The organism is Hymenobacter actinosclerus (genome assembly GCF_900111515.1).
GTDB classification, from domain to species: domain Bacteria; phylum Bacteroidota; class Bacteroidia; order Cytophagales; family Hymenobacteraceae; genus Hymenobacter; species Hymenobacter actinosclerus.
Map to the genome: position 1 here is coordinate 56,851 of NZ_FOHS01000002.1, position 15,079 is coordinate 71,929.

Here is a 15,079-nt window from a genome sequence, read left to right on the forward strand (position 1 = left end):
ATTACTCATTCACCGAGTCGCTCATTGGCTCATTCACCGCTACCCAGCGCATAATTTTGCTTGTAGCGCCGCTGTGGTCGTGCACGTAGTCGAGGCTGAGGTCCTGTACCTGTAGGCGGGCTTCTTCGCGGTAATAGAGCAAGCCGAAAGCCTTGAGCAGCTCGTCGGCCGAATTCACCGGGAAGGCGCAATGCAGCTCCACCAGGTCCTGGGCCTCCTGAAACTTGTGGTAGGTAGGGCCGAAAAACAGGGGCAGGCCGAAGGCGGCGGCCTCCAGCGTGTTGTGCAGGCCCTTACCGAAGGCCCCGCCGATGTAGGCAAAATGGCCGAAGCGGTAGAGCGAGTTCAGCAGGCCCACGTTGTCGATGAGCAGGAGCCGGGCCTGGGCCACGGTTGCGGCCTCGGCCTGCGAGTAGCGCACCACCAGGCCGGGCAGCGCGGCCTCTACCCGGCGCAGGCTGGCTTCGTTGATTTCGTGGGGCGCCACGATAAAGCGCATCTCCTGCTGGTACTGCTGCAATAAAGGCGCGAGGATGGCCAGGTCTTCGGGCCAGCTGCTGCCCACAATCAGCACCGGGCACCAGTCTTCGGTAAACGCCTCAACCAGGGGCAGGGAGCGGGGCGGGGCCAGGGCCGTGCGCACCACCGTATCGAAGCGGGTGTCGCCGGCCACGCTCACCTGGTTCAGGCCGGCGCCGCGCAGCAGCTCGGCCGAGGCCTGGTTTTGGGTGAAAATGTGCGTGAAGGAACCCAGAATACGGCGAAAAAATCTGCCCCAGGGCTGGAAGAATACCTGCTCGGGCCGGAAGATGGCCGACACGCAGATAGCCGGAATATCCCGGCGCTGCAATTCCCGCAGAAAGTAATGCCAGAACTCGTACTTCACGAACACGGCCAGGCGGGGCCGCACCGCATCGAGGAAGGCGCGGGCATTGGCGGCCGTATCGAGCGGGAGGTAGAACACGTAGTCGGCGCCGGGCCAGTTGTGGCGCACCTCGTAGCCCGAGGGCGAGAAGAACGTGAGCACCAGCTTGTGGCCGGGATACTCGGCGCGGTAGGCCTCCATCAGCGGCCGGCCCTGCTCGAATTCGCCCAGCGAGGCGCAGTGAAACCACACGCGCGGGGCGGTTTCGTGGCGCAGTTCCCCCTGGATGCGGCCCAGCAGCCCGCGCCGCCCGGCCGTCCAGGCGGCGGCCTTGGGCACAAGCGGGCTCAGCAGCCGCAGCAGCAGGGCATACAAACGCAGGCCGAAGGAATACAGTAAGCGCAAGACGAAGGAAAGGAGGCAAACAAATCAGGCAGCGCGAGGCGGCCCACTACAAAAGTACGCCCTTCGCCCCACTATCAAGCAAAAAGCCCCCACCCAACCGGATGGAGGCTTCTACCTGGAGAAGTGAGATGGTGAAATGGTGAGATGGTGAATTTGACGTTTTGAGGGCCTATATGCGCCATTTGCGCCGGCAGGTCTTTCGAACATCAAACGCACTATCTCACCACCGCACTATTTCACCGTTTGCTTGCCGAGGTAGCTGGCAACGCCCTCGCGGGTGGCCTGCATGGCCTCTTTGCCTTCCTCCCAGTTGGCGGGGCACACTTCGCCCTTCTCCTCGAAGTACTGCAAAGCGTCCACCATGCGCATGGCTTCGTCGATGCTGCGGCCCAGCGGGCCGTCGTTTACCACCTGGTGGCGCACGATGCCGTCTTTGTCAATCAGGAACAGGCCGCGGTAGGCCAGGGGCGAGCCGATGAAGGTCATTTCGCCGGCTTCGTTGTAATCGTAGTGGCCGCCGAGCACGTCGTAGTTGGAGGCAATGGTTTTGGTAGCGTCGGCCACCAGCGGGTAGGTTACGCCCTCGATGCCGCCATTGTCGCGAGGCGTTTGCAGCCAGGCGAAGTGCGAGAAGTGCGTATCGGTCGAGCAGCCCACTACGGCTACACCTTTGGCTTCGAAATCGGCCAGCCGGTCTTCAAAGGCGATGATTTCGGTAGGGCAAACGAAGGTGAAGTCGGCGGGGTAGAAGTAGAAAATGACGTGCTTCTTGCCCAAATACCGGTCGAGGGAGAAATCCTCCTCGAACTCGCCATCGATAACGGCGGTGGCTTTGAAAGAAGGAGCGCGTTTACCAACGAGAACTGCCATGTTTTGTGATTAAGGTTGAATGTGAATTACAAGAAAATCGGACCCGTAAGCCCGTACGTTGACTGCCACCCGAATTGGGCGGCAAGTCAAAAAAAGTCGTTTGAAAAGACCCGCGCCGGCACCAGCCGTCAGGCCGACTGCTGGGCCGAATCGGCGGTGGGCGGGTCGGCCACGCGGCTGCCGGTTACGTGCAGCGAGAAGGAGTGGGCCTGGAAGCCCGGCAACCCTTTGGCCGCAAAAAAGCCCCGGATGAGCTCATCCAGCTGCGGGTCGCAGTAGTCGATGATTTCCTGCGTATCGGCGCATACCAAGTGGTGATGCTCGGTGCAGTCGGCGTCGTAGCGGCGGCGCGAGCCCTCGGCTGAGGCCACCCGGCGGGTAAGGCCGGCCGCCACGAACGAATCGAGCGCCTTGTACACGGTGCCCAGCGAAACCGACGGCAGCTGCCCCGTAACGCGTTGGTGCACCTGCTCGGCCGTGGGGTGGCCGGGCAGCACCAGCAGACTCTCCAGAATCAGGAGCCGCTGGCGGGTGGCCCGCAACCCAGCCTCGGCCAGTTGCTGCTGGAGTTGCTCGGGCGTGGGAGCCGGTTGATGATGGGGGTGAATGGACACAGATAAGAATGATTCTCCGCAAAGATAGAGCTATAAGCGTTGCGAAGGGAAAATTGTTTCATCTGCGGGGGTAATGGGGTGATGGGGTAATAAGGTGAGGAGGGAATGTAGTGTCATTGCGAGCGAAGCGAAGCAATCCGGGGGAGCAACGTGCTGAGCCTCGTAATGCGTCAGGTCCTGGCGTCAGTGCTGGCGTTAGAGACTTTGCGCTTCTCGGGGCTTGTCATTTTGTACAAACGGATTGCTTCGCTCCGCTCGCAATGACCCGTCTCTTTTCCCGCCCCATCACTCCATCCCCCCATCACCTCCTCACCCAATTACCGCCCCTTGAACTCCGCCGGGCGCTTTTCCACAAAGGCGGCCATGCCTTCCTTCTGGTCTTCGGAGGCGAAGGTCATGTAGAAGTTCTTGCGCTCGAAGTGCAGGCCCTCATCCAGGTGGGTTTCAAAAGCGCGGTTGACGGATTCCTTGGCCAGGCGGGCCGCTACCGGCGACATTTTGGCGATGCTCGCAGCCAGCCGGAAAGCTTCCTCCAGGTACTGGCCCACGGGCACCACGCGGTTCACGAGGCCGTGGCGGGCCGCTTCGTCGGCGCTCATGGGCTCGCCGGTGAGCACCATTTCCATGGCCCGCGCCTTACCAATGGCGCGCGTCAGGCGCTGGGTGCCGCCCGCGCCCGGCATTGTGCCAATGCGGATTTCCGGCTGCCCGAACCTGGCCGTTTCCGAAGCCACAATCATGTCGCAGGTCATGCACAGCTCGCAGCCGCCGCCCAGCGCAAAGCCCGACACGGCCGCTATCAGCGGTTTGGTGGTGCGCCGGATCTGGTCCCAGATGCTGAACTGGTCAATCAGCAGCATGTCGATGGCCGTGCGGCCGGCCATCTGCTTGATGTCGGCGCCGGCGGCGAAGGCCCGCTCGTTGCCCGTGAGCACGATAACGCGCACCTCGGGGTCCTGGTCGAGCTGCTGGAGGGCGGCGGCCACTTCCTGCATCAGTTGCAGGTTGAGGGCGTTGAGCTCCTTGGGCCGGTTGAGCTGAATCAGGGCCACCTGGGGCCGCGCCTGGGGCGTTACGAGAATGAATTCGGGAGTCATAAGGAAAGATTCTGGAGTACTAACAAGGGCAAATATACTGTCATCCTGAGCGGAGCGAAGGACCTTCTTACGGTGACACAGACGCTACAACAACTCGTGCTACCGTAAGTAGGTCCTTCGCTGCGCTCAGGATGACAGGCGCTTCTCCGGTTTTTTACTTCCTCTTACCCCGCCCGGCACACGAACTGGAACGTCTGGCGGGTGCGCTGTTCCAGCAGCAGCTCGCGGCCGGCCGTGAGGCGTTGCAGGCTGGCAGTGTCGTAGTTTTTGATGGTGTAGAGCTCCAGGCCGGTATTGTAATGGATGGTGAACTGCCCGCGCAGCCGCGCCAGCAGCTGTTCGAGGCGGTCGGGCAGAAAATCCAGGCACACCGAGAAGCTGATGGCCGAGTTCTGCATGAGCCGGATTTTCAGCCGCACCTGGGCCAGCACTCCAAAAATAACCTCCAGGTTTTCCTCCGAAATAAAGTCCAGCTCCTTCGACTCGAAGGACACCAGGCACTGGTCGGTTTTGCGGATGAGGGCGGGCACCAGCAGCCCGTGGCGGCAGTCGTGGATGCGCGTGCCCTCGGCCGTGGGGGCCAGAAACGACTTCACCAGCAGCGGAATACCGCGCACGGCCAGCGGCTTGATGGTTTTGGGGTGAATGACCGAGGCCCCATAGTAGGCCATTTCGATGGTTTCCTGGTAGCTGATTTCCGGGTAACGCACTGTATCGGGGAAGATTTTGGGGTCGGCGTTCAGCAAACCGGCCACGTCTTTCCAGATGGTAACCGACTCGGCCCCCAGGCAGTAGGCGAGAATGGCGGCCGTAAAGTCGGAGCCCTCACGGCCCAGCGTGGTGGTGAGGCCGCCGGCCGTGCCGCCGATAAAACCCTGCGTCACCACCGGCGGACCCTGCGTCAGTTCCGCCAGCGGCAAAGCGGCCTGCAATGCGGCTTCGGTGGCGGACCAGTCGAGGCGGCCCTCGCGCCAGGTTTCGTCGGTGCGGATAAGCGGGCGGCAGTCGAGCCAGCGGGCCCGCAGAAACGCGGCCACAATGCGCGTGGCCAGCAGCTCGCCGAAGCTTACCACTTGGTCGTAATGCTGGTCCAGACCAGAAGGAGCAACGTTGGCGGCGGCAACCAGCCGGCTTTCCAGTTCGCCCAGCAACTCCCGCAGCAACTCGGCCGCTGGCAGGCCCAATTCGGTTGCCACGGCCGCGTGGAAACTGCTCAGTGCCCCCAGCTCGGTGGCGTAGGGCTGGCCGGTGTGGGCCAGTTGCAACAGGGCCTCCAGGGCGTTGGTGGTTTTGCCCATCGCCGATACCACTACTACCAGCGGGCCCGGCCGGCCGTGCTCGGCCACAATGCGGCCCAGGTTGCGAATAGCGGCGGCGTCCTTCACCGAGGCCCCGCCAAATTTGTAAACTTTCAGCTGACTCAACTCGTGCATGGGCCCAAATGTAGGGCCGAAGCGCGGCTTCGCGCCCGCCCGCCCCGCCAATGCCGCCGCGAAAAGCCGAGCGAAGATTCGCTTTGGCCGGCCCGAATTGGTTACTTTTGAGCTTTCCCCCCGAATCTCATCTTCCCACATCTTCTAATGGACAATCACGACAAGCTCGCGCTGCCCGTCGGCACCACCCTCGACCGCTTCATCATGCGCAAGCAGGAGGATTTCCCCTACGCCACCGGCGAGCTAAGCCAGCTGCTGCGCGATTTCGCGCTGGCCTCCAAAATCGTTAACCGCGAAATCAACCGCTCGGGCCTGATTGACGTGGCCGGCGCCTACGGCAACCGCAACGTGCAGGGCGAAGAGCAGCAGAAGCTCGACGTGATTGCCAACATTCGCTTCATCCGGGCCCTGCGCAACGGTGGCGAGGTGTGTACCATCATCTCGGAAGAGGATGAGGAAATGATTCAGACGGGCAACGTGCAGGGCAAGTACGTGGTGGCCATCGATCCGCTCGACGGCTCCAGCAACATCGATGTCAACGTAAGCATCGGCACGATTTTCAGCATCTACCGCCGCGTATCGCCCACCGGCACCGAGGGCACGGCCCAGGACTGCATGCAGACCGGCACCCACCAGGTGGCGGCCGGCTACGTAATTTACGGCTCCAGCACCATGATGGTGTACACGACCGGCAACGGCGTGAACGGCTTCACCTACGAGCCTTCGCTGGGCGAGTTCTTCCTCTCGCACCCCAACATTCAGACCCCCGCCACGGGCAGCGTGTACTCCGTGAATGAGGGCACGTCGGAGTATTTCTCCGAGGGCATGAAGAAATATGTAGCCCACTGCAAGGAGCAGAATTACTCGGCCCGCTACATCGGCTCGCTGGTGGCCGATTTCCACCGCAACCTGCTCAAGGGCGGCATTTATATGTACCCTGGCACCAGCAAAGTGCCCAACGGCAAGCTGCGGCTCATGTACGAGTGCAACCCGCTGGCCTTTATTGTGGAGCAGGCCGGCGGCAAGTCGAGCAACGGCCACCGCCGTACCCTGGAGCTGGAGCCTACCGAGCTGCACCAGCGTTGCCCGGTATTCATCGGCTCGACCGAGATGGTAGAGAAGGCCGAGGAGTTTCTGGCCGCCGAAATGAAGACGGCCGAAGCCGAATAGATAACCCCAGAAGACCCCGAAAACCACAAAAAAGCGCCGGCGGCCCATTGGGTCGCCGGCGCTTTTTTGTGGAGAGTGTTTGCTGAGACTACTCGGCCTTTTTCTTGGCCGGCGCTTTCTTGGCAGGTTTGGCCGGCTGGGCCTCGGGGTTGCCGGCGGCGTTGTCCTCGGCCGTGGCCGGAATGATGCCGGCCGTGCTCATGGCTTCATCAGCGGCGGGCTGAGCGGCCTTTTTGGTGCTTTTTTTCTTGGGCGAAGTGTCGGCGGCAACAGGAAGGGCCGGGGCCTTGTCGGCGGCCTGCCCGGCTGCTTCATTCTCCGTTGCCTTATCCTCCTCAGTGGCCGGGGCCTGGTATTCGAGGCGCTGGCTTACAATGTTGTACCACTGCACCAGCTTCTTGATATCGGACAGGTACACCCGCTCGCGGTCGTAATCCGGGATGATACCTTCCATGAAGCTCACCAGCTCCTGGTCGTTCGACTTGTTGCTCAGGCCCAGCTCGGCGCCGTGCTGCTGATGAATGCGGTCGAATACTTCCGTCAGGGGCACCGTCTGGTCGTAATCCTGGGTATAGATGGAAATTTCCTGGAGCAGCGACACCTTGTTCTGGGCGGCGGCTACCGAGCGGCTGCCCTTGTCGTTGAGGGCTTCGATGATAACGCCGGCGCGGGTGGGGCGCACGAGGCGGTACAGACCGGGCATTCCGCTGATGGCGGCAATTTCCTTCAGGTCGTAGGGCATAGCAAAAAAAGCAGTGGTTGAAGAGGCGAAGGTACGCAACGCCCGCGAACGGGCCGGCCGCGCGGCTGGGTACGGCTTGAAACCGGCTACAGCTTGAACGTGATGGGCAGGCTGGTCAGCACGGCGTAGTCGGGCTTGTTGAACTTGAGCAGCTTCACCAGCCGCAGGGCCTCGTCGCCGCAGCCGCCGCCAATCTGCTTCACCAGCTTGATGCCCGAGAGCGTGCCATCGGTATTGAGCGTGAAGCTGACGATGCACTGGCCCTGGATACGGTTGCGCCGGGCCATTATGGGGTACTTGAGCTCCTGGTTGATGAAGGCATACATTGCATCCTGGCCGCCCTCGTAGTACTCGGCCACCGGAATGGTTTTACCCGAGTGGGCAGCGTCGGCCGCGGCCGGGGCCGGGCTGGCCGTCTGGGCCAGGGCCGGGGCGGCCGAGAAGGCCAGCAGGCCACCAAGGCCGAACAGGAAAAAGGCGTTGTTCATCTTCAAAAGAAACAAGATTGAGTTGAAAAAGGAAGGGATGCGGTTATGGCAACGGGCGAGGCAGCCTGCAAGAACGAGGCCAGCTTAGGCGTCGGCCCCGGCCTGGGTAGCCATGCGCTGATTGGTATCGGCCACAAAGCCCAGCAACTCGTCGCGACCGTTCTTCTCTTCGGCCGACGTAACAAAATGCAGGGGCAGCTCGTCCCAGGTTTCGCGCATTTTTTCCAGGTACTGCACCACATTCTGGCTCGTACGCGACGACGACTGCTTGTCGGCTTTGGTGAACACCATCACAAAGGGCACGCCCTCGGTGCCGAGCTGCTCCATGAATTCCAGGTCGGCCGCCTGCGGGGCATGGCGCGAGTCGAGCAGTACCATCACGCAGGTCAGGTTGGGGCGCTGGCGCAGGTAGAAGTTGATCATGCGCGCCCATTTGGCCCGGGCATCCTTGCTGATTTTGGCGTAGCCATAACCCGGTAAATCGACCAGGTACCACGCCTCATTAATAAGGAAATGGTTGATAAGCTGGGTTTTGCCAGGCTGCGACGAGGTTTTGGCCAGTCCTTTCTGGTTGGTGAGCATATTAATGAGCGACGACTTGCCCACGTTGGAGCGGCCAATGAAGGCATACTCGGGCAGCGTGGGGGCGGGGCATTCTTCGACCCGCGAGTTGCTCGTTAAAAATCTGGCGTCCTGAATAAGCATCTGGGGCAATTAATTGGAAAGGACAAAGATAAATATTCCGGGCGGGCCGGGCGGGCCCATCATTTTTTGAAGAAAAACCTTGTAGTTTACAAGGGTGCCCTATATTTGCGCATTCCCCGGCCCCAAAACAGTGTGTAAACCTACCGGGCCTGACCAACCTGATTGTGCGCTATTGCCTTATTTCCTTGAGATTGGATGAGACCAAGGCTGTATTATAAAATTTATATCTTTGCCCGCTAACATGAAAGTCTGGTATCTGGCGGAGCGAAATAAACCTGACCCGAGCGGTTACTAACTGCTTGTGGTGTCTTTTTTGGGCACTATTTCTCAACTCTACTACCGGTTTTCAGTATAAGGGGCAACCCGTAAAAGACCTTTTCGTAATTGGCGGTCGATACTTTCTCCCTTGCAACCCCTCGTTTCCCTAATCCCTCCTCAATGGACAACTTAGTCAGAAGGTTATTAAAAGCCTCGTGCGCTGTCATGCTCACGACTGCTATGGCCCAGCCTGCCCTGGCTCAAAGCACCCGACAGCAACTGAAAACGGCTAACAAGTTTTTCGGTCAGGAAAACTACCGGGCTTCGTTGCCTTACTATGAGCAGGTGCTGGCCAAAGACCCCAACAACGCCCAGGCGCTGTTCCGGGCGGGTATTGCCTATATGTCCTTTGACAAAGAGAAGGCCAGCGACTATATCTACAAGGCGCAGCGCCTGAAGAAGAATGTAGCCAAGGACGTGGAGTACTGGCTTGGCCGGGTTGACCACCTCAACTACAACTTCGACGAGGCTATCAGCCACTTCCAGGCCTACAACGCTACGCTCAAAACCAAGGACTCGCGCAAGCGTGAGCTGGCGCAGCTGATCCAGCACAGCAAGAACGCCAAGGTGCAGTTCAACAGCCCCAAGGACATCTTCGTTAAGAACCTGGGCCCGACTATCAACACCCAGTGGTCGGAGCACAGCCCCGTTATTTCCAACGACGATAAAGTACTGCTCTTCACCTCGCGCTCCGACAACATGAGCGGCGTGGGGGCACTGCAGGCCGCCGAAGGCAAAGACAGCAAGAAGCTGGCTGCCGACGGCCAGTACTATGAGAACATTTACGAAGCCCGCCGCATCGACGACGAGAACTGGGACAAGCCCCGTTCGCTGAGCGGCGTGCTCAACGGCAAAGGCCACGATGCCTCGATTCAGGTGTTCGACAACGACACCAAACTGCTCATGTACCGCAACGACGAGAATGGCGACATTCTGTACGCGGAGAAAAGCGGCAACGACTGGACCGAGCCCAAGCGCCTGAATAAAAACATCAACACGTCGGCCTTCGAATCGGATGCCTACATCACGCCCGATGGCCTGACGATTTACTTCTCGACGGCCAAGTACTCGGAGGACGGCACGCTTGATATCTACTTCTCGACCCGCGTACCCGGCGGCGACTGGGGCCCGGCCAAGACGATTGGTAACGCTATCAATACGCCTTACGACGACGACAGCCCGTACCTGAGCCGCGACGGCAAGACGCTGTACTTCTCCTCGCGGGGCCATAACACCATGGGCGGCTACGACATCTTCAAGTCGGAGTACGATTCGATTGGCCGTAAGTGGGGCCGGCCCGAGAACATGGGTTACCCCATCAACACGCCCGACGACGATACCTACTACCGTTTGAGCCCCGACGGCTCGTACGCCTACCTGTCGTCGTACCGCATTGGCGGCTACGGGGAGAAGGACATCTACACCATCAACTACATCAAGAACGCTACCATCCGGGGCCGCGTGCTGGCCATGCAGGACAGCAGCGCCATTCCGGGTGCCGAGCTGGTGTTCAGTGGCACCCAGGCCGACAAAACGGCCCTGAGCTACCGTGATGTAAGCAAGCCCCTCACGGGCGAGTACCAGGTAAGCGTGCTTTCGGGCCGTACCTACCAGGTGGCCGTGAGTAAGGATGGTAAGAACATCGAAACCCAGGAGTTTGCCGTTCCCATCTCGACCAACGACTCGACGGTCATCGAGAAGAACTTCTACGTCAACTACATCGATACGACGGCGGCCAACATGGCCAACATCAACCCGATTTACTTCGACACCGACAAGTACACGCTGCGGCCCGAGTCGATTGTGGAGCTGAACAAGGTGAGCCAGCTGCTGGCCGCCAACCCCGGCATCAACATCTCGATTGAAGGCAACACCGACTCGCGCAACACCGACGAGTACAACATGGTGCTCGGCCAGAACCGCGCCAACGTGGCCTACAATTACCTGAAGAAGGCCGGTATTGCCGAAACCCGCATGGTAACGGTAAGCTACGGCGAGCGTCGCCCGGTAGCCCCCAACGATTCGCCGGAGAACATGCAGCTTAACCGCCGCACCGACTTCCGCGTGATTGTGAAGGAAGGCGAAGGCATGCCGAAAATGAACCGTCCGGCTCCTGCGCCGAAGCCCTCGGGCAGCACCGGCACCGGCGACAACATGGGCATGGGCACTACGCCAACCGTACCGCTGCAGCCCGGCAAGAGCAAGGTGAAGCTGGAAGACGGCACCAAGGTGAAAACCAAGGTGGACGAGGACAGCGACAAGGTGAAGGTGAAAACCAAAGGCCCGAACGACGAGAAAAGCAAGACCGTAACCAAGGACGGAACCATTGATGCCAAGGCCAAAGACGCCGAAGGCAACAAGGTTAAAGTGAAGACCGACAACGACTAACCGACGGTTTTCAGGATGAAACGGGCGGGCCGGGCTGTATGCCCGGCCCGCCTTTTTTTAACATAATTGGGCAAAAGCCGTTGTAATGAGGCAATTTTGCCCGCCCCTTCGCCGTTCCTTGCTCCACGAGCCATGTCCGTAGTACCTTACAAAGATGACGCCGCCGACAAGAAGTCGCAGGTTGCCCAGATGTTCAACAGCATCGCCGGCAAGTACGACTTCCTCAACCACTTCCTGAGTGCGGGCACCGATATTTACTGGCGCCGCAAGGCCGTGGATGAACTGCGGCAGCTGCGCCCGGCCCGCATTCTCGATATTGCCACCGGCACGGCCGATTTTGCCATCGAAACCCTACGGGCCGCCACGCCCGACGCCCAGGTAACGGGCGTGGATATTTCGGAAGGTATGCTGGAGGTAGGCCGGCGGAAGCTGGCCGCCAAGGGCCTGGGCCACCGCATCCGGCTGGAGCTGGGCGACTCGGAAAGCCTGCCCTTCGAAGACAACTCGTTCGATGCCGTGACGGCCTCGTTCGGCGTGCGCAACTTCGCCAACCTGGAAAAGGGCCTGGCCGAAATGCAACGGGTACTGCGCCCGGGCGGCAAGCTGGTGGTACTGGAGTTTTCCAAGCCCACGGCCTTCCCCATGAAGCAGGCTTACAACTTCTATTTCAAGAACATTCTGCCGGTTTTCGGCAAGCTGATTTCCAAAGACCGCGCCGCCTATACTTACCTGCCCGAGTCGGTGCAGGCTTTCCCGGACGGCCCGGAATTTTTGGCGATTCTGCGTAAAGTCGGCTTCAACTCTCCCGCATGGCAACCCCTTACCTTCGGCATCAGCTCCATCTACACGGCGCAAAAATAATGCGCTGCACGCTGCTGGCCGCTGCCGTGCTGGCCCTGCCACTAAGCACGCTAGCCCAGAAAACCAGCCGCAGCCGGGCCAAAGTCGGCCGCGGTGGCCAGGTGAAGTCGATTACTTCCGACAACCTGGTGGGCTACGACGACCGGGCGCTGCACCTGGGCCTGTACGTGGCGCCCAACTTCTCGCGCTACCTGATCGAGCAGGCCCCCGGCTACCCCAGGCAGGAGCACGTGTCGGCCAACTCGATAATCAGCCCGGGCTTTTCGGTGGGCTTCCTGGGTGATTTGCGGCTGGGTAATTACGGGGCGCTCACCTTCGCACCCGGCGTGAGCTTTCTGACCCGGCGCATCGAGTTCAAGGACCAGGGCTACGTGCAGAACGCGGTACAGTACCCCAACGACCCCGAGAAGATTGAGGACCAGGAAATCGGCAGCACGCAGGTTGATTTCCCGATAATGTTCAAGCTGAAATCGGAGCGCCGGCGTAATACGCGGGTGTACCTGATTGCGGGCGTGAAGCCGAGCCTGAACATCGGGGGCAGCCGCAAAAATCCCGACGTGAATCTGTTGCAGGCCGCCGACTCCGACTTTGCCATCGAGTACGGCGTGGGGCTCGACCTGTTCTATCCGTTCTTCAAGTTTTCGCCCGAGCTGCGTTTCTCCAACGGCCTGAAAAACCTGTATGTGCCCAGCACCAACGACGTGTACAGCCGCAGCCTGCAGAGCATGAAAAGCAATACCGTTACGCTCTACCTCAACATCTGGTCGGGGCGGTAATTTAGAGCTGCAAGCCGCAAGCTACAGGCTGCAAGCTTTTGCTGGTAACCTGACTAAAGAAAGCTTGCAGCCTGTAGCTTGCGGCTCCTAACTTCTAGCTTCTCAAGAATGAAAACTGCATTTATTACCGGCGCTTCGTCGGGTATCGGGTGGGCGGCGGCCGTGGCGCTGGGCCGGGCGGGCTTTCAGCTGGTGCTGACGGGCCGGCGGCTGGAGCGCCTGCAGGAACTGGCCCGCGAGTTGGGCGACCAGGTGCCCACGCACCTGCTCACGTTCGATGTGCGCGACCGGGCCGCCGTAGAGGCCGCCGTAGCCAGCCTGCCAGCCGAATTTGCCGATGTGGATGTTCTCATCAACAACGCCGGCAACGCCCACGGGCTGGCCCCCATTCAGCAGGGCAACCCCGATGACTGGGACGCCATGCTGGATGGCAACGTCAAGGGCCTGCTTTATGTGAGCCGGGCTGTGCTGCCGGCCATGACGCGCCGCAACACCGGCCATATCATCAACATCGGCTCCATTGCGGGCCACGAAACCTACGCCAACGGCAACGTGTACTGCGCCTCGAAAGCGGCCGTAGCGGCCCTTACCAAAGGCATGCGCCTCGATTTGCTGCCCCACCATATCCGGGTGGCCGAGGTGAACCCCGGGGCCGTGGAAACCGAGTTTTCGCAGGTGCGCTTTAAAGGCGATACCGAGCGGGCCGCCGGCGTGTACCAGGGCTATGAGGCCCTGCGCGCCGAAGATGTGGCCGATCTGCTGGCCTTCATGGTCACGCGCCCGGCCCACGTCAACATTGCCGAGGTTCTGATTCTGCCTGCTGCCCAAGGCGCGGCCACGGTTATCCGCAAAGAATAAAGCCGTCGTTCCAACAAAGCCGGAAGCCGGACCAGGCCAACGGACACCATCGTTCAGTGACTTTAGTCCGGCTTTCGCTTGCGCTGGAATAAGCGTTCTAGCCTGCCAGCGCCGTCAGGGTTTCGCGGTCGAGGGTGTGGGTGCCGGCAAAGCGCAGCAACGTGGGCTCAACGCCCAGTCGGCGCAGGAACTCCCGCTGCTTCCGCAGGTCCTCGTCCTTGATAAACTCGTCGTTGGTGCCGCAGACGAGCGTAACGGGCAGGTGGCGCAGCAGGTGAGTGGCTACCGAAAAATCCATATCGGGCGGGAAGGCACCGGCCCAGAGGATGAGCCGCGCCGGCCGGAAGTTGGCGCGGGCCAGCCAGCGGCCAACGGTGGCCGCCCCCTGCGAAAAGCCCAGCACCGTAACGGCTGCATCGGGCGCGGCGCGGGGCAGAATGGCGGCGGCCAGCTGGTTGAGGTAGGCCACGTAGTCGTCGATTTCGGCCAGGCGGTCCTCTTTGGTCATCCAGGTGGCCCCCACCCGGCCGCCGGTACCGTTGAGGTAGAAGCGCGACAGCCCTTCGGGGGCCACCACCACCAGATGCGGATCGGCGGCTACCAAGTGGGCAAAGTGCCGCACGAAATAAGCCGCCAGCTGCCCGTAGCCGTGGGCCACAAACCACACCCGCCGCGTAGCCCCCGATAGCTCGCCCAACTGCTGATAACGGGCCGTGCGCGCAACGGTAAGCTGGTGTTCCATGAGGTGAAATAGTGAACTGGTGAACTGGTGAGTTGATGTGCCGGGGGCCTCGCGGCGCAAATAACGCAATCAGGGCCTCCCGAACATCAAACTCCTTCTTCTGCCAGCTTTCTATTTCACCTTGGGTAAGTCGTCGGCGTTGAAGCCGAAGGGTAGCAGGTCGGAGAGGGAGCGGAAGCGGTAGATGCTGCCATCGGGGCCCGGCAGCAGCAGCGGAATGGCCTGCTGCTGGCGCTGCTCGTACTCGGCCATTACCTGGCGGCAGGCCCCGCAGGGGTTGGCGGGCCCGAAGGCCCCGCCGGCGGGCCGGGCGGCCACGGCCATGCCCACAATGCGGCGCCCCGGCCGCGCCACGGCCAGCCCAAACAGGGCCGTGCGCTCGGCGCACAGGCCCGAGGGGTAAGCGGCGTTTTCCTGGTTGGAGCCCCCGAACACCGTGCCATCGTCGAGCAGTAGGGCCGCTCCTACCTGAAAGTGGGAGTAGGGCGAGTAAGACGTTGCGGTAGCGGCCTGCGCGGCCTGCCAGGTGGCGGCTTCGGCGGGCGTCAGGTCGGCTTCGGTAGCCAGCACGTCGGCCGTGATGGTCAGGTTGAGGGTGTGGGCCATGCGGGCAAAGAAGCGGGTACCGCAAGCGGCCCCGGGAAAGTGAAAAGGGGCGACGAATGTACGGGTTTTTAGCGGAAACGGGGAATAAATGGCCGGGTGAGTGTTTACCAGCTCACTCATTGCCCGTTTCCCTAACTTGCC

General features: G+C 61.0%; 15 protein-coding genes. 5 read left to right on the forward strand and 10 right to left on the reverse strand.

Going from position 1 to position 15,079, the window contains the following annotated elements; translation table 11 throughout:
• Position 1 precedes the first annotated feature (1 nt).
• From BMY67_RS06615 to BMY67_RS06635, 5 genes are all read right to left on the reverse strand, one after another.
• Positions 2-1,270, reverse strand: a complete 1,269-nt coding sequence (locus tag BMY67_RS06615) for a 3-deoxy-D-manno-octulosonic acid transferase (protein ID WP_092769759.1) — start codon at positions 1,268-1,270, stop codon at positions 2-4.
• A gap of 231 nt (positions 1,271-1,501) precedes the next feature.
• Positions 1,502-2,140: a peroxiredoxin gene (locus tag BMY67_RS06620; protein ID WP_092769761.1), complete on the reverse strand. Its 639-nt coding sequence runs from the start codon at positions 2,138-2,140 to the stop codon at positions 1,502-1,504.
• 128 nt (positions 2,141-2,268) lie between these two features.
• Positions 2,269-2,754: a Fur family transcriptional regulator gene (locus BMY67_RS06625; protein ID WP_092769763.1), complete on the reverse strand. Its 486-nt coding sequence runs from the start codon at positions 2,752-2,754 to the stop codon at positions 2,269-2,271.
• Positions 2,755-3,071: 317 nt separating this feature from the next.
• On the reverse strand, positions 3,072-3,851 hold the full coding sequence (locus BMY67_RS06630; protein WP_092769765.1) for an enoyl-CoA hydratase-related protein: 780 nt from the start codon (positions 3,849-3,851) through the stop codon (positions 3,072-3,074).
• A gap of 164 nt (positions 3,852-4,015) precedes the next feature.
• Positions 4,016-5,284: an aspartate kinase gene (locus BMY67_RS06635; RefSeq protein ID WP_092769767.1), complete on the reverse strand. Its 1,269-nt coding sequence runs from the start codon at positions 5,282-5,284 to the stop codon at positions 4,016-4,018.
• Positions 5,285-5,431: 147 nt separating this feature from the next.
• Between BMY67_RS06635 and fbp the strand changes: the two genes are divergently transcribed.
• On the forward strand, positions 5,432-6,454 hold the full coding sequence (fbp, locus tag BMY67_RS06640; RefSeq protein WP_092769769.1) for a class 1 fructose-bisphosphatase: 1,023 nt from the start codon (positions 5,432-5,434) through the stop codon (positions 6,452-6,454).
• 88 nt (positions 6,455-6,542) lie between these two features.
• Here the strand turns inward: fbp and BMY67_RS06645 are convergent, their stop codons facing one another.
• The 3 genes from BMY67_RS06645 to yihA all read right to left on the reverse strand — a co-directional run bounded on the left by BMY67_RS06645 (position 6,543) and on the right by yihA (position 8,389).
• Positions 6,543-7,196 carry a DUF5606 family protein gene (locus BMY67_RS06645; RefSeq protein WP_092769771.1) on the reverse strand — a complete coding sequence of 218 codons (654 nt, stop codon included), beginning with the start codon at positions 7,194-7,196 and terminating at the stop codon, positions 6,543-6,545.
• A gap of 86 nt (positions 7,197-7,282) precedes the next feature.
• A complete protein-coding gene (locus BMY67_RS06650) occupies positions 7,283-7,684 on the reverse strand; it encodes an energy transducer TonB (protein WP_092769773.1) in 402 nt (133 codons plus the stop codon).
• An 84-nt stretch (positions 7,685-7,768) separates the two neighbouring features.
• Positions 7,769-8,389 carry a ribosome biogenesis GTP-binding protein YihA/YsxC gene (gene yihA / locus BMY67_RS06655; protein WP_092769775.1) on the reverse strand — a complete coding sequence of 207 codons (621 nt, stop codon included), beginning with the start codon at positions 8,387-8,389 and terminating at the stop codon, positions 7,769-7,771.
• A gap of 483 nt (positions 8,390-8,872) precedes the next feature.
• On the opposite strand from yihA, the gene BMY67_RS06660 reads away from it, so the two are divergent.
• The 4 genes from BMY67_RS06660 to BMY67_RS06675 all read left to right on the forward strand — a co-directional run bounded on the left by BMY67_RS06660 (position 8,873) and on the right by BMY67_RS06675 (position 13,590).
• Positions 8,873-11,095, forward strand: a complete 2,223-nt coding sequence (locus BMY67_RS06660; protein WP_245744935.1) for an OmpA family protein — start codon at positions 8,873-8,875, stop codon at positions 11,093-11,095.
• Between the two features lie 132 nt (positions 11,096-11,227).
• On the forward strand, positions 11,228-11,956 hold the full coding sequence (gene ubiE, locus BMY67_RS06665) for a bifunctional demethylmenaquinone methyltransferase/2-methoxy-6-polyprenyl-1,4-benzoquinol methylase UbiE (protein WP_092769779.1): 729 nt from the start codon (positions 11,228-11,230) through the stop codon (positions 11,954-11,956).
• The gene (porT, locus tag BMY67_RS06670) at positions 11,956-12,732 is read left to right on the forward strand and encodes a type IX secretion/gliding motility protein PorT/SprT (RefSeq protein WP_177189727.1); all 777 of its coding nucleotides are present in this window, start codon (positions 11,956-11,958) and stop codon (positions 12,730-12,732) included. The genes ubiE and porT overlap by 1 nt, the downstream gene beginning before the upstream one ends.
• Before the next feature lie 108 nt (positions 12,733-12,840).
• Positions 12,841-13,590, forward strand: coding sequence for an SDR family NAD(P)-dependent oxidoreductase (locus tag BMY67_RS06675; protein ID WP_092769783.1), 750 nt, complete (start codon positions 12,841-12,843; stop codon positions 13,588-13,590).
• Positions 13,591-13,687: 97 nt separating this feature from the next.
• Here the strand turns inward: BMY67_RS06675 and BMY67_RS06680 are convergent, their stop codons facing one another.
• Together BMY67_RS06680 and cdd are read right to left on the reverse strand one after the other, a co-directional pair.
• The gene (locus BMY67_RS06680) at positions 13,688-14,332 is read right to left on the reverse strand and encodes an alpha/beta hydrolase (RefSeq protein WP_092769785.1); all 645 of its coding nucleotides are present in this window, start codon (positions 14,330-14,332) and stop codon (positions 13,688-13,690) included.
• Positions 14,333-14,443: 111 nt separating this feature from the next.
• Positions 14,444-14,938 carry a cytidine deaminase gene (cdd, locus tag BMY67_RS06685; RefSeq protein ID WP_092769787.1) on the reverse strand — a complete coding sequence of 165 codons (495 nt, stop codon included), beginning with the start codon at positions 14,936-14,938 and terminating at the stop codon, positions 14,444-14,446.
• Between the last annotated feature and the right edge of the window lie 141 nt (positions 14,939-15,079).

What these genes read in the sequence shown, in the direction of transcription:
- BMY67_RS06620 (WP_092769761.1), bottom strand. Translation starts at nt 2,140, where the DNA reads ATGGCAGTTCTCGTTGGTAAACGCGCTCCTTCTTTCAAAGCCACCGCC.
- BMY67_RS06630 (WP_092769765.1), bottom strand. Translation starts at nt 3,851, where the DNA reads ATGACTCCCGAATTCATTCTCGTAACGCCCCAGGCGCGGCCCCAGGTG.
- BMY67_RS06635 (WP_092769767.1), bottom strand. Translation starts at nt 5,284, where the DNA reads ATGCACGAGTTGAGTCAGCTGAAAGTTTACAAATTTGGCGGGGCCTCG.
- fbp (WP_092769769.1), top strand. Translation starts at nt 5,432, where the DNA reads ATGGACAATCACGACAAGCTCGCGCTGCCCGTCGGCACCACCCTCGAC.
- BMY67_RS06645 (WP_092769771.1), bottom strand. Translation starts at nt 7,196, where the DNA reads ATGCCCTACGACCTGAAGGAAATTGCCGCCATCAGCGGAATGCCCGGT.
- BMY67_RS06650 (WP_092769773.1), bottom strand. Translation starts at nt 7,684, where the DNA reads ATGAACAACGCCTTTTTCCTGTTCGGCCTTGGTGGCCTGCTGGCCTTC.
- yihA (WP_092769775.1), bottom strand. Translation starts at nt 8,389, where the DNA reads ATGCTTATTCAGGACGCCAGATTTTTAACGAGCAACTCGCGGGTCGAA.
- BMY67_RS06660 (WP_245744935.1), top strand. Translation starts at nt 8,873, where the DNA reads ATGCTCACGACTGCTATGGCCCAGCCTGCCCTGGCTCAAAGCACCCGA.
- ubiE (WP_092769779.1), top strand. Translation starts at nt 11,228, where the DNA reads ATGTCCGTAGTACCTTACAAAGATGACGCCGCCGACAAGAAGTCGCAG.
- porT (WP_177189727.1), top strand. Translation starts at nt 11,956, where the DNA reads ATGCGCTGCACGCTGCTGGCCGCTGCCGTGCTGGCCCTGCCACTAAGC.
- BMY67_RS06675 (WP_092769783.1), top strand. Translation starts at nt 12,841, where the DNA reads ATGAAAACTGCATTTATTACCGGCGCTTCGTCGGGTATCGGGTGGGCG.
- BMY67_RS06680 (WP_092769785.1), bottom strand. Translation starts at nt 14,332, where the DNA reads ATGGAACACCAGCTTACCGTTGCGCGCACGGCCCGTTATCAGCAGTTG.
- cdd (WP_092769787.1), bottom strand. Translation starts at nt 14,938, where the DNA reads ATGGCCCACACCCTCAACCTGACCATCACGGCCGACGTGCTGGCTACC.